Raw genomic sequence first — 12,543 nt, 5'->3', positions numbered from 1 at the left:
TGAAGCGTTCCGTCGGACGGGCCTCGTTCAGCTCGTCCTGCCTACGGAGCCACATCGGCACCAAGTAGGCGGCCCAGGCCCCGACAATGACTGCGTAGATGAGGCCGCTGCTGCTCACGCCTCACACCGTAGAGGGGTTTGCGTGAGGCCATCTGCCAATTGAGCCGGTGTGTCGCACGATCTGGCTGATATTTCGAGCTTTTTTTGCGACTGATGCGATCAGCACACCACCGAGGCCGGGAATTCCTCGCCCCGAGACGGTCAGCAGTCGATCAATTTCGAACAAGTATTCAATTTCCGGAGTGGGGCCGCATTCCCGGATTACTCTGCGATCGTGCCCGCTGCCAGCGCCTGAGCAAACCGTCCGGCACCTCTTCCGCCGTGAGCGCGAAGACGAGGTGGTCGCGCCAGGCCCCGTCGATGTGGAGATAACGGGGCCGCAGCCCCTCCTCCCGGAATCCGAGCTTTTCGACGACCCGGCGGCTCGGGCCGTTCTCGGGGCGAATGCAGACCTCGACGCGGTGCAGTCCGACCGTGCGGAAACAGTGGTCGACGGCGAGCGCCACCGCCGTCGGCATCACCCCGCGTCCGGCCACCGCCTCGTCCACCCAGTACCCGACGTGCCCCGAGCACATCGAGCCCCAGGTGATCCCGGCGACCGTCAGCTGCCCGACCAGCCGCCCCTGGTACTCGATGACGAAGGGCAGCATCCGGCCCGCGTTCGCCTCCGACCTCAGGTGGCGGACCATCTGGCGGAAGGTGGGGCGGTGCGCGATCGGCCCGCCCGGCGTGGGCGGCGGAATCGTCGCCTCCCAGGGGCGCAGCCAGTCGCGGTTGCGCCGGTTGACCTCGCGCCACGCCCGCTGGTCACGCAGCTTTATCGGCCTGAGGACGATGTCGCCGTCCACCAGCTCGACGGGCCAGGATGGGCTGTTCAGCTCGCACCCCCGTCGGGTCTGGGGTGGTCGCCGCCGCGCAGCTGCTCGACGGCGTGGACCAGCAGCGGCTCCAGCACGGCGAGGCCGTCCTTCACCCCGCCGCTGGAGCCGGGCAGGTTGACGATCAGCGTCCGGCCCGCCACACCGGCCAATCCCCGGGAGAGCGCCGCGGTCGGCACCTTCTGCCGGCCGAACGCCCGGATGGCCTCGGCGATGCCGGGCACCTCGTGGTCGATCACCCGGCGCGTGGCCTCGGGGGTGCGGTCGGTGGGCGAGATGCCCGTGCCGCCGGTGGTGACGATGACGTCGTGGCCGGCCTCGACCCCGGCGCGCAGGGCCGCCTCCACCGGGTCGCCGTCGGGGACGACCTGTGGGCCCTCGACCTCGAAGCCGAAGCCCCTCAGGCCGTCGGCGATCAGCGGGCCGCCCTTGTCCTCGTAGACTCCGGCGGCGGCCCGGTTCGACGCCGTCACGACGAGAGCGCGGTACGTCATGCCCGGCTCCAGTCGCCCGACTTTCCGCCCGTCTTCTCCTCGACCCTCACGTCCGTGATGACCGCTCCCTTGTCGACCGCCTTGACCATGTCGATCACGGTGAGCGCGGCGACGGAGACCGCGGTGAGGGCCTCCATCTCGACACCCGTGCGGTCCGTGGTCTTCACGGTGGCCAGGATCTCCACGGCGTCGTCCGCGACCGACAGGTCCAGTTTCACACCGGACACCGACAACGGGTGGCAGAGGGGGATCAGATCGGGGGTGCGCTTGGCCCCCATGATCCCGGCGATCCGCGCGGTCGCGAGGGCGTCGCCCTTGGGGACGCCCTCGCCGCGCAGCAGCTCGATCACGCGGGGCGAGACGAGGACGCGTCCGCTGGCGCGGGCGGTGCGCGCGGTCACGTCCTTGTCCGACACGTCCACCATGCGGGCGGCGCCCGCCTCGTCGAGGTGCGTCAGCCGGTCCTGCGTGGAGCCGTCCGGCGTGCGTGGGTCCTGCGTGCTCATGCTGTGTGGCGCTCCCGGTCCGGGCCCGTCGCGGTGCGGCGCACGGGCCTGCTGTGCGCGACACGGTACCCCCAACCAGCGGCTATCGGCCGAGCAGGACCACCTCGACCTCGGCGCCGGGCTCGACGGACTCGGTGTCCTCGGGGACGACGATCAGCGCGTCGGCGTGGGCGAGGGCCGCGACCAGGTGGGATCCGGCGCCGCCGACCGGGGTGACGCGGCCGTCCCGGTAGGTGCCGCGCAGGAACTGGCGGCGGCCCTTCGGCGAGGTCAGCGCCTTGTCCGCGGCCAGGGTCGCCCGGGTCGTCGGACGGTGGACGTCCGGCAGGCCCATCAGGGCGCGGATCGCGGGGCGGACGAACAGTTCGAAGGAGACGTACGACGACACGGGGTTGCCGGGCAGGGCCAGCAGCGGTGTGTGGTCGGGGCCGATGGAGCCGAAGCCCTGGGGCTTGCCCGGCTGCATGGCCAGCTTGCGGAACTCCACGCCGCTGCCCGGCTCGTCCTCGTCCGCGACGTGGGACAGGGCCTCCTTGACGACGTCGTAGGCGCCGACGCTCACCCCGCCCGTGGTGACCATCAGGTCGGCGCGGACCAGTTGGTCCTCGATGGTGGAGCGCAGGGTCTCGGCGTCGTCGGCGACGGCGCCCACGCGGTAGGCGAGGGCTCCGGCGTCGCGGGCGGCGGCGGTGAGGGCGAAGCTGTTGGAGTCGTAGATCTGACCCGTGCGCAGTTCCTGGTCGGGCTGGACGAGTTCGCTGCCGGTGGAGAGCACCACCACGCGCGGGCGCGGGCGCACGCGTACGCTGCCGCGGCCGATCGCGGCGAGCAGGGCGATCTGCGGCGGGCCGAGGATCGTGCCCGCCTCCAGGGCGCGGTCGCCGGCCTTCACGTCGCTGCCCTTCGCGCGCACGTGCGCGCGGGCCCCGGCCGGGCGGTAGACCCGCACCTGGCCGGTGGCGCCCTCGGGGCCGAGACTGCGGGCGCGCATCCCGCGCACCGGGCCCTCGCCGAGGCCGCCGTCGGTCCACTCCACGGGCACGACCGACTCGGCGCCGGGCGGCAGCGGGGCGCCGGTCATGATGCGGGCGGCCTGGCCGGGCCCCACGTGGAGCGGCTCGGACTGGCCGGCCGCGACGTCCCCGACGACCTCCAGGGCCGCCGGGAACTCCTCGCTCGCGCCCGCCACGTCCGCGACCCGCACCGCGTAGCCGTCCATCGAGCTGTTGTCGAAGGGCGGCAGGGACACCGGCACCGTGACGTCCTCGACGAGGACGCAGCCCTGGGCGTCGAGCAGGTGCAGCTCGATCGGCTCCAGGGGCCGGACGGTGGCGAGGATGTCCTCCAGGTGCTCGTCCACCGACCAGAGGTGGTCGGGGCCCGAGTGGTCCCGGTCCGTGACGCGGGGCGCGGCGCTGCTCAACGTGCTACATCTCCTCGGCTACGTAACTGCGAAGCCAGGTCCGGAAGTCCGGGCCCAGGTCTTCACGTTCGCACGCGAGTCGGACAATGGCACGCAGGTAGTCACCGCGGTCGCCGGTGTCATAGCGGCGGCCCTTGAAGACCACGCCGTGCACGGGGCCGCCGATCTTCTCGTCCTCGGCGAGCTGCTGCAGGGCGTCCGTGAGCTGGATCTCGCCGCCGCGGCCCGGCTCGGTCCGGCGCAGTATGTCGAAGATGTGCGGGTCGAGGACGTAGCGGCCGATGACCGCGTAGTTGGACGGGGCGTCGGCCGGGTCGGGCTTCTCGACCAGGCCGCCGACCTTGACGACGTCGCTGTCCTCGGTGGTCTCCACGGCCGCGCAGCCGTAGAGGTGGATCTGCTCCGGGGCGACCTCCATGAGCGCGATGACGCTGCCGCCGCGCTGCTCCTGGACCTCGACCATGCGCTGCAGCAGGGGGTCGCGGGGGTCGATGAGGTCGTCTCCGAGGAGGACCGCGAAGGGCTCGTGGCCGACGTGCGGGGCGGCGCACAGCACGGCGTGACCGAGGCCCTTGGGGTCGCCCTGGCGGACGTAGTGCATGGTCGCGAGGTCGCTGGACTCCTGCACCTTGGCGAGACGGTCGGCGTCGCCCTTCTTCTGGAGCGCCGACTCCAGCTCGTAGTTGCGGTCGAAGTGGTCCTCGAGGGGGCGCTTGTTGCGGCCCGTCACCATGAGGACGTCGTCGAGGCCCGCCGCGACGGCCTCCTCGACCACGTACTGGATCGCGGGCTTGTCCACGACCGGCAGCATCTCCTTGGGAGTGGCTTTGGTGGCCGGCAGGAACCGGGTGCCGAGGCCTGCTGCGGGAATGACAGCCTTGCTGATCCGAGGGTGCGACTGAGTCATGTGCGCCACCCTATCCGGTGCCTTTGCAGGGAATCTGCGGCTCCGGTTCATAGGCGCTCATATGAGCGTATTGCCATAGTTCGGGAGCAACCATTGAGGCCTATCGCACGTCCGGGCGAGCCTGACAAGCGGAGTTTGCGGCGCGAGATCCTCGCGGTGAGGAACGGGTTGACGGCGGATGACCTGCGGGAAACGTCGGCCGCGCTGGCCGGGCGGGCACTGGGGCTGCCCGAGTTGGCGCGGGCCGGCACGGTCGCGGCGTACGTCTCCGTGGGGAGTGAACCCGGGACGCTCGCGCTCCTGGAGGTTCTGCGCGCCCGGGGCGTGCGCGTGCTGTTGCCGGTGCTGCTGCCCGACAACGACCTCGACTGGGGGCGGTACGAGGGCGAGGACTCGCTCGCGCGGGTCCGGCACGGCGGCCGGATGGCCCTCTTCGAACCCGCGGGAGAGCGCCTCGGACCGGACGCGGTGACCACGGCGGACGCGGTGCTGCTGCCGGGCCTCGCCGTCGACACGCGCGGGATGCGCCTGGGCCGGGGCGGCGGCTCGTACGACCGGGTGCTGGCGCGGCTGGAGCGTGCGGGGGCGCGTCCCGCACTGGTGGTGCTGCTGTACGACACGGAGGTCGTCGGGCACGTCCCGGCGGAGCCGCACGACCGGCCGGTGCACGCGGTGGTGACGCCGTCGGGGATCCGGCGGTTCCGGCCGGGGCCCTGACGCGGAAGCGGCCCTCCACGCACGCGTGGATGGCCGCTTCCGGCTGCCGGGGCGTCAGCGGCTCACGGCTTGAGCACCAGCTTGTCGGCCGTGCCCTTCTCGACCGCCTGGTCGGAGAAGGACCACGGCAGCAGTTCGCCGTCGGCCCACTTGTCGGTCTGGTCGACGTAGTGGGCGCTGTAGGCGTGCCCGGAGGCGCCGGTGAGGTTGATCCAGCGGGACTTGTCGAGGTCGCCGAGGTTCACCACCATCCGCATGGACGGCACCCACACCACCCCGTAGCCGCCGGCGGCGTTCCAGCCGGTCGCGTTCACCGTCGCCTCGCCGCCGCTGAGTTCCCAGGGGCCGCGGTTGAGGGCGTACTGGACGAAACCGGGGCCCGCGGTGCCGAGGGTCTGGTTCTTCAGGAACAGGCGGTGCAGCCGGCCCCAGCTCCAGGTGTCGATGTCCTTGCCGAGCTTGGCGGTCAGCTCCCAGCGGGCGTCGACCATGGCCCGCCTGAACAGCTGGTCGCGGTTGACGGCGCCGTCCCGGGTGCCCACCTCGGGCGTCTTCCACCAGTCGCTCGTCGGCTGGTCCATCAGCTTGCGGACCACCTCGAACCAGCGGTCGCCGCCGTCGGGCTGCGCCTTGTCGGGGGCGCGCTGCCCGCACTCGCGGACCTCCTCGGCCTCGTCGGCCGGGCCGGTGGTGTTGACCGGCTTGACCCACAGGCACTGCCCCCTGGGCCGCAGCTCCTTGGGCAGCTTGTTGCCGAAGGCCAGCTTGAGGATGTTGCGCCAGACGGCGTTGAAGTAGGCGGCGGCCGCCGAGTCGGCGTCCTGGGTGTAGTCCCAGCCCTCCAGGAGCTTCTGCGCCTCGCGGACGTCCCTGTCGCCGGTGTCGATCTTCAGCAGCGTGGGCACCAGCAGCCGGGCGATCTCACTGCTGTTGTCCAGCTGCATCTGGCGCATGTCGTCGGTCGAGATCTTGCCGCCGTCCTTGATCTTCGACTGGATCAGGTCGGTGATCCGCTGGCTGCGCGTGCCGTAGCCCCAGTCCGTGGTGAGCGTGTAGGGGTACTCGTCCTCGTCGATCACGGCCTGGTTGGCGGTGACGATGTAACCGCGCTCCGGGTCGTACTCGTAGGGCAGCGCGTCCTGCGGGATGTAGCCGGTCCAGCGGTACTCCGGGTCCCAGCCGGGCGCCGGCAGGGAGCCGTCGAAGCCCTCCGCGCGCAGCGGGATCCTCCCCGGCAGGGTGTAGCCGATGTGGTCCTCGGTGTCGGCGTAGACCAGGTTCTGCGAGGGCACGTCGAACAGGGCGGCGGCCTTGCGGAAGTCGGTCCAGTTCTTCGCCCTGTTCATGGCGAAGACGGCGTCCATGGTGGTGCCCGGCTGCAGCGCGGTCCAGCGCAGCGCGACGCCGTAGCCGTCACCCCGGTCGGGCGCGGCGGTGTCGACGGTGGCCTTCTTGCCGACCTTCACGAGCTCCTCGTCGCGGTCGGAGAGCAGAGGCCCGTTGTTGGTCTCGCGGACGACGATCTTCTTGGACGGGCCGCCGGCGACCTTGATGGTCTCCTCGCGGGTCTCGAACGGCTTGACCTTGCCGTCGTAGAGGTAGCCGTCGCCGGTGATCTTCTCCAGGTAGAGGTCGGTGACGTCGACGCCGGAGTTCGTCATGCCCCAGGCGATGTCCTGGTTGTGACCGATTATCACGCCGGGCATGCCGGCGAAGGTGTAGCCCGTGACGTCGTACTGGCAGGTGCTGGAGACGCTGCGGCAGTGCAGGCCCATCTGGTACCAGACCGACGGCAGCGAGGGCGACAGGTGCGGGTCGTTGGCGAGCAGCGGCTTGCCGGTGATGGTGTGCTTGCCGCTGACGACCCAGGAGTTGGAGCCGATGCCGTCGCCGTTCACGCCGACGGCCGGCGGGAGGTCGTCCAGGACCCGGGTGAGGCCGGTGAGCTGGCTGTCGAGGCCGGAGGTGCCGGAGGCGGTGCCGGACGTGCCCGCGGTGCCGGAGGTGCCGGAGGCCGTGCCGGACGTGCCCGCGGTGCCCGCGCCCGTGCCGGCGGTGCCGGCCGTGCCACTGGTACCGGCGGTGCCGGACGTGCCACCCGTACCGGCGCCGCCGGCCGTGCCGCCCTGCTCGAAGGCGCCGGTCAGCTGGCTGTACTGGCCCTCCTGGACGATCGCCTTGTTCCGGCTGTACGGGTACTGCGGGTACAGGTCGGCGATCTGCTTCGGGCCGAGACGGCTGGTCAGCAGGGCGCGGTCGATCTCGTCCTGCATGTTGCCGCGCAGGTCCCAGGCCATCGCCTTCAGCCAGGAGACCGAGTCGACCGGGGTCCACTGCTGCGGCTTGTAGTCGTTGGTGAAGCCCAGCGCCGCGTACTCCAGGGAGATGTCCTTGCCGTCCTTGCCCTGGAGGTAGGCGTTGACCCCCTTGGCGTAGGCCTGGAGGTACTTCTTCGTGGCGGCCGACAGCTTGGTGTCGTACTCCTGCTTGGCGACCCGGTCCCAGCCCAGGGTGCGCAGGAACTCGTCGTTGTCGATCTGGCTCTTGCCGAACATCTCCGACAGGCGCCCGGCGGCCATGTGGCGGCGGACGTCCATCTCGTAGAAGCGGTCCTGGGCCTGGACGTATCCCTGGGCCATGAACAGGTCCGCGTCGGAGGAGGCGTAGATCTGCGGGATGCCGTGGTCGTCCCGTTTGACCTCGACGGGTCCCGTCAGGCCCTCGAGCGTGAGGGTGCCCTTGGTCTGCGGGAAGGAGGCCCGGACCGTGCTGATGGTCCAGTACGCGCCGAAGGCGACGCCCCCGAGGAGGGCCAGCACCAGGACGAGCACGAGGAGACGGACTTTGCGCCCCTTTCTCCTGCCGGACTTGCCGGGCTGCTGACCCGTGGAGGCGGTGGTGTCGGTGGGCATCGCTGTCCTTGCTGTCCTAACGCGAGCGGCAGGTTCGGCTGTGCTTTTAACTGAGCGCTGGAGCAACGATAGGCGCAGGGCCTTGCGCCCCTTGACGCGGAGTCGGGAACCGGCGCGGACGAGCGTTCGATCTTGCCCTCCCTAGCGTCAAGAAATCGTCAAGAGTTAGGTAAGGTAACGAAGTAGTCGGCGCGCTGCGCCACCTCTTCATGTGCGATGTACGTGAGCCCACGCGCGGGTGCGTGCGGGCCAGGGAAGGATTCGGCCGCTGACTGTTCACCACCTCAACCAGCTCCTGCTCGTCTGCTCGCTCGTCCTGCTCGTCGCCGTCGCAGCGGTACGGATCTCCTCGCGCAGCGGGCTCCCCAGCCTGCTCGTGTACCTGGGCATCGGCGTCGCCATGGGCCAGGACGGCATCGGCGACATCCACTTCGACAACGCCGAGCTGACCCAGGTCATCGGGTACGCGGCGCTGGTCGTGATCCTGGCCGAGGGCGGCCTGGGCACGAAGTGGAAGGAGATCGAGCCGGTCATGCCGTCCGCCACGGCGCTGGCGCTGGCCGGTGTCGCGGTGAGCGTCGGGGTGACGGCCTCGGCCGCGCACCACCTGGTCGGGCTGGAGTGGCGGCAGGCGCTGATCATCGGCGCGGTCGTCTCCTCGACCGACGCGGCGGCCGTGTTCTCCGTGCTGCGCAAGATTCCCCTCCCCTCGCGCGTGAAGGGCACGCTGGAGGCGGAGTCCGGCTTCAACGACGCACCCGTGGTCATCCTCGTGGTGTCCCTGTCCACGGCCGGTCCGGTCGAGCACTGGTACGTCCTGCTCGGCGTGATCCTGCTGGAGCTGGCGATCGGCGCGGCCATCGGGCTCGCGGTGGGCTGGCTGGGCTCCTGGGGGCTCCGGCACGTGGCGCTGCCCGCGTCGGGCCTGTACCCGATCGCCGTCATGGCGATCGCCGTGGTGGCCTACGCGGCGGGCGCCCTGGCCCACGGCAGCGGCTTCCTCGCGGTGTACCTGGCGGCGATGGTGATGGGCAACGCGCGCCTGCCGCACTGGCCGGCCACGCGCGGGTTCGCCGACGGTCTGGGCTGGCTGGCGCAGATCGGCATGTTCGTCATGCTCGGCCTGCTGGTCACCCCGCACGAGCTGGGCGACGACATCGTGCCCGCGCTGGTCATCGGGCTGGTCCTGACCATGGTGGCGCGTCCGCTGGGCGTGTTCGCGTGCCTGCTGCCCTTCCGGGTGCCCTGGCGGGAGTCGGCGCTGATGTCCTGGGCCGGGCTGCGCGGGGCGGTGCCCATCATCCTGGCGACCATCCCGATGGTGAAGGGCGTCGAGGGCAGTGACCGGATCTTCAACATCGTCTTCGTCCTGGTCGTCGTCTACACCCTCGTCCAGGGCCCGACGCTGCCCTGGCTGGGCCGCAAGCTGCGCCTGGGCGAGGATTCGGAGGCGGCCGACCTCGGCATCGAGTCGGCGCCGCTGGAGCGGCTGCGCGGGCACCTGCTGTCCGTCGCGATCCCCGACGGGTCGAAGATGCACGGCGTGGAGGTGGCCGAGCTGCGGCTGCCGCACGGCGCCGCCGTGACGCTCGTGGTGCGCGAGGGCGAGTCCTTCGTGCCGCTGCCGACGACGATTTTGCAGCGGGGCGACGAGCTGCTGGTGGTCGCCACCGACCCCGTCCGGGACGCGACCGAGAGCCGGCTGCGGGCGGTCGGGCACGGCGGCAAGCTGGCCGGGTGGCTGGGGACGGACGAGCCGGGTCCCTGACGGGTCTCCGCTGAACATTTGTCGAACACTTGTCCCGATTTGGCATCTGCAGGGCGGGCGCGCCATGGTGCTCGTTTTCACAGGTGGCGGGACCCCCGATCCCTGTAGGATGAAGGCGTACCCAGATCGAACCAACTCTGCCTGACGCAGAGCTGGCGCGACCGTATGGCGGTCGGGACACCCCTCCTCACCGGGCCCCGGCATCTACCGCAGTTCCGCGCAAGAGGACAGCTCTCGGCGCCGCCCGCTGACGGGGCCGCGCTACCAGGCGGCAGAAAGGCACGGGCCGTGGCATCCACGGTCACCTCGAAGACGTCGGAGAACCCGCCGGCTTCCGCCCGCCCGGGATACGGCCGGCTGCTGCGCACCCGCGGCGCCTGGACGTTCCTGCTCCCCGGTTTCGCGGCGCGCCAGCCGTTCGCGATGCTGACGATCTCCATCGTGCTGCTGGTGCAGCACACCACCGGCTCCTACGGGGCGGCCGGCGCCGCAGCGGCCGTCACCGGTGTCTCCATGGCCCTGTTCGCGCCCTACAGCGGCCGCCTCGCCGACCGCTACGGGCAGCGCGCGGTGCTGGTCCCGGGCGTGCTGCTGCACACCGTGTCCGGGCTGACGCTGACGGCGCTGGCGCTCATGGACGCGCCCCTGTGGGCGCTGTTCGCGGCGGCCGTCCCGACCGGCGCCTCGGTGCCGCAGGTCGGGCCGATGGTGCGGGCCCGCTGGGGCGTCACGCTCAAGGACTCGCCCCTGACGACCACCGCCGCGGCCTTCGAGTCCGTCACGGACGAGCTGACCTTCGTCGTCGGGCCGCTGCTGGCCACCGCCCTGTGCACGGCCGTCGACCCGGCCGCGGGGCTGGTCACGGAGGCCGCGCTCACCCTGGTCGGCGGTCTGCTGTTCGCCGCCCAGAAGAGCACCCAGCCCTCGGTCTCCGGCGGCGGCCACGCGCGCGTGGAGCGCACGTCCGCACTGCGCGTCCCCGGGGTGCGCGTGCTGATCGTGACCTTCCTCGGCATCGGCACGGTCTTCGGCGGGATGCAGGTCTCCCTGGCGGCGTTCACCGAGTCGATCGGCGAACCCGGCCTGAACGGCGTCCTGTACGGCGTCTTCGCCGCGGGCAACATGCTCTCCGGCATCGTCTGCGGCGCCATCGCCTGGAAGGCGGCACCGCACCGGCGCCTGGTCGTCGGCTACACGGCGCTGGCGCTCACCGCCTCGGGCCTGTGGGCCGCCCACTCGGTCCCCGTCCTCGCCGGCCTCGGCCTGCTGGTCGGCGTGTGCATCGCGCCCGCGCTGATCACGGGCTACACCCTGGTCGACGGCCTGGTCCCGGCCGGGGCCCGTACGGAGGCCTTCACCTGGCTGACCGGCGCGGTCGCCCTCGGCCAGGCGGCGGCCGTCACGGTCGCCGGGCAACTGGAGGACCGCTTCCGGGACGGCGCCGGTTTCCTGGTGCCGATGGGCGGCACTCTGCTGGCCCTGGCGACCCTGCTGGCGCTGCGTTCCCGGCTGTCACCGAGGGGGCGGGGCCGGACCGTCGCACGTGGCGTGGGTCACCGCGTGCCGGTGGCAGTGGACTGAGCGGCCGGAATACGTCACTATTAAGCGTCGTTAGCACTCATCGAGTGAGAGTGCCAGGAGGAAGACAGTGCCCACCTACCAGTACCAGTGCACCGAGTGCGGCGAGGGCCTCGAGGCGGTGCAGAAGTTCACCGACGACGCCCTCACCGAGTGCCCCAGCTGCCAGGGCCGCCTGAAGAAGGTGTTCTCGGCGGTCGGCATTGTCTTCAAGGGCTCCGGCTTCTACCGCAACGACAGCCGCGGCTCCTCGTCGAGCAGCGCCCCGGCGTCGAAGTCGTCGAGCTCCTCGTCGTCCTCGGACTCCGGCTCGTCGAGCTCGTCGAGCTCGTCGTCGAACACGGGCAGCAGCTCCACGAGCAGCAGCACCGCCGCCTGAGGCCTGAATCTTCCGGGACCCTGTCGCCCTCGGGCGACGGGGTCCTCGGTGTTTCCGCGTGCGGTTAGGGTGCGGGCATGGCGAACAACGCGAACGCGGCGACCCCGGTGGACTCGGCGGGCAAGGTGGGTACGGAGGGCGCCGGGATCGGCGTCATCGGCGGCTCCGGGTTCTACTCCTTCCTCGACGACGTGACCGAGGTCCGGGTCGACACCCCCTACGGACCGCCCAGCGACTCCCTCTTCCTCGGTGAGGTCGCCGGCCGGCGGGTCGCCTTCCTGCCCCGGCACGGACGGGGCCACCACCTGCCGCCGCACCGGATCAACTACCGGGCCAACCTGTGGGCGCTGCGGTCGGTCGGCGTGCGCCAGGTGCTCGCCCCCTGTGCGGTGGGCGGTCTGCGCCCCCAGTACGGGCCGGGCACGCTGCTGGTGCCGGACCAGCTGGTCGACCGCACCAAGTCCCGCGCGAACTCCTACTTCGACGGCCTGCCGCTGCCCGACGGCACGGTGCCGAACGTGGTGCACGTCTCACTGGCCGACCCCTACTGCCCCACCGGGCGGGCCGTCGCGCTGAAGGCGGCGCGCGGGCGGGACTGGGAGCCGGTGGACGGCGGCACGCTGGTCGTGGTCGAGGGGCCGCGCTTCTCGACCCGTGCCGAATCGTTGTGGCACCAGGCGCAGGGCTGGTCGGTGGTGGGCATGACCGGCCATCCCGAGGCGGCGCTCGCCCGCGAACTGGAGCTCTGCTACACGTCCCTGACGCTGGTCACCGACCTCGACGCCGGTGCGGAGACCGGCGAGGGCGTCTCGCACGACGAGGTGCTGCGCGTGTTCGCGGCGAACGTGGACCGCTTGCGGGGAGTGCTGTTCGACGCGGTGGCCGGGTTGCCGGGGGCGGACGAGCGGGAGTGTCTGTGTG

At 71.4% G+C, this 12,543-nt stretch carries 11 protein-coding genes; 5 read left to right on the top strand and 6 right to left on the bottom strand.

Annotated features, from left to right (window positions below; all coding sequences use genetic code 11):
• Window positions 1-290 precede the first annotated feature (290 nt).
• The 5 genes from RIN80_RS19615 to galU form a co-directional block, all read right to left on the bottom strand.
• Entirely contained in the window at window positions 291-908 is a 618-nt protein-coding gene (locus RIN80_RS19615; protein WP_309096920.1) for a GNAT family protein, read from the bottom strand.
• A 26-nt stretch (window positions 909-934) separates the two neighbouring features.
• Complete coding sequence (locus RIN80_RS19610; protein WP_309096919.1) at window positions 935-1,432, bottom strand: MogA/MoaB family molybdenum cofactor biosynthesis protein; 498 nt, start codon at window positions 1,430-1,432, stop codon at window positions 935-937.
• Window positions 1,429-1,938: a cyclic pyranopterin monophosphate synthase MoaC gene (gene moaC, locus RIN80_RS19605; protein ID WP_309096918.1), complete on the bottom strand. Its 510-nt coding sequence runs from the start codon at window positions 1,936-1,938 to the stop codon at window positions 1,429-1,431. The genes RIN80_RS19610 and moaC overlap by 4 nt, the downstream gene beginning before the upstream one ends.
• 82 nt (window positions 1,939-2,020) lie before the next feature.
• Window positions 2,021-3,361: a gephyrin-like molybdotransferase Glp gene (gene glp, locus RIN80_RS19600; protein WP_309096917.1), complete on the bottom strand. Its 1,341-nt coding sequence runs from the start codon at window positions 3,359-3,361 to the stop codon at window positions 2,021-2,023.
• A gap of 4 nt (window positions 3,362-3,365) precedes the next feature.
• Complete coding sequence (gene galU, locus RIN80_RS19595) at window positions 3,366-4,268, bottom strand: UTP--glucose-1-phosphate uridylyltransferase GalU (protein WP_094053452.1); 903 nt, start codon at window positions 4,266-4,268, stop codon at window positions 3,366-3,368.
• 93 nt (window positions 4,269-4,361) lie between these two features.
• On the opposite strand from galU, the gene RIN80_RS19590 reads away from it, so the two are divergent.
• Window positions 4,362-4,985, top strand: a complete 624-nt coding sequence (locus RIN80_RS19590) for a 5-formyltetrahydrofolate cyclo-ligase (protein ID WP_309096916.1) — start codon at window positions 4,362-4,364, stop codon at window positions 4,983-4,985.
• Window positions 4,986-5,047: 62 nt separating this feature from the next.
• On the opposite strand, the gene RIN80_RS19585 is transcribed toward RIN80_RS19590, so the two are convergent.
• Complete coding sequence (locus tag RIN80_RS19585; protein WP_309096915.1) at window positions 5,048-7,897, bottom strand: penicillin acylase family protein; 2,850 nt, start codon at window positions 7,895-7,897, stop codon at window positions 5,048-5,050.
• A gap of 238 nt (window positions 7,898-8,135) precedes the next feature.
• On the opposite strand from RIN80_RS19585, the gene RIN80_RS19580 reads away from it, so the two are divergent.
• The 4 genes from RIN80_RS19580 to RIN80_RS19565 all read left to right on the top strand — a co-directional run.
• Window positions 8,136-9,665 carry a potassium/proton antiporter gene (locus RIN80_RS19580; protein WP_309096914.1) on the top strand — a complete coding sequence of 510 codons (1,530 nt, stop codon included), beginning with the start codon at window positions 8,136-8,138 and terminating at the stop codon, window positions 9,663-9,665.
• Window positions 9,666-9,953: 288 nt separating this feature from the next.
• A complete protein-coding gene (locus RIN80_RS19575; protein WP_309096913.1) occupies window positions 9,954-11,246 on the top strand; it encodes an MFS transporter in 1,293 nt (430 codons plus the stop codon).
• Between the two features lie 67 nt (window positions 11,247-11,313).
• Window positions 11,314-11,622, top strand: coding sequence for an FmdB family zinc ribbon protein (locus RIN80_RS19570; RefSeq protein WP_309096912.1), 309 nt, complete (start codon window positions 11,314-11,316; stop codon window positions 11,620-11,622).
• Window positions 11,623-11,699: 77 nt separating this feature from the next.
• A partial coding sequence (locus tag RIN80_RS19565; RefSeq protein WP_309096911.1) for an S-methyl-5'-thioadenosine phosphorylase occupies window positions 11,700-12,543 on the top strand: 844 nt, incomplete at its 3' end.

Source organism: Streptomyces sp., assembly GCF_031181705.1.
Lineage (GTDB): Bacteria > Actinomycetota > Actinomycetes > Streptomycetales > Streptomycetaceae > Streptomyces.
The sequence above is the reverse complement of the archived record's forward strand: the minus strand, read 5'-3'. Positions and strand labels throughout refer to the sequence as shown.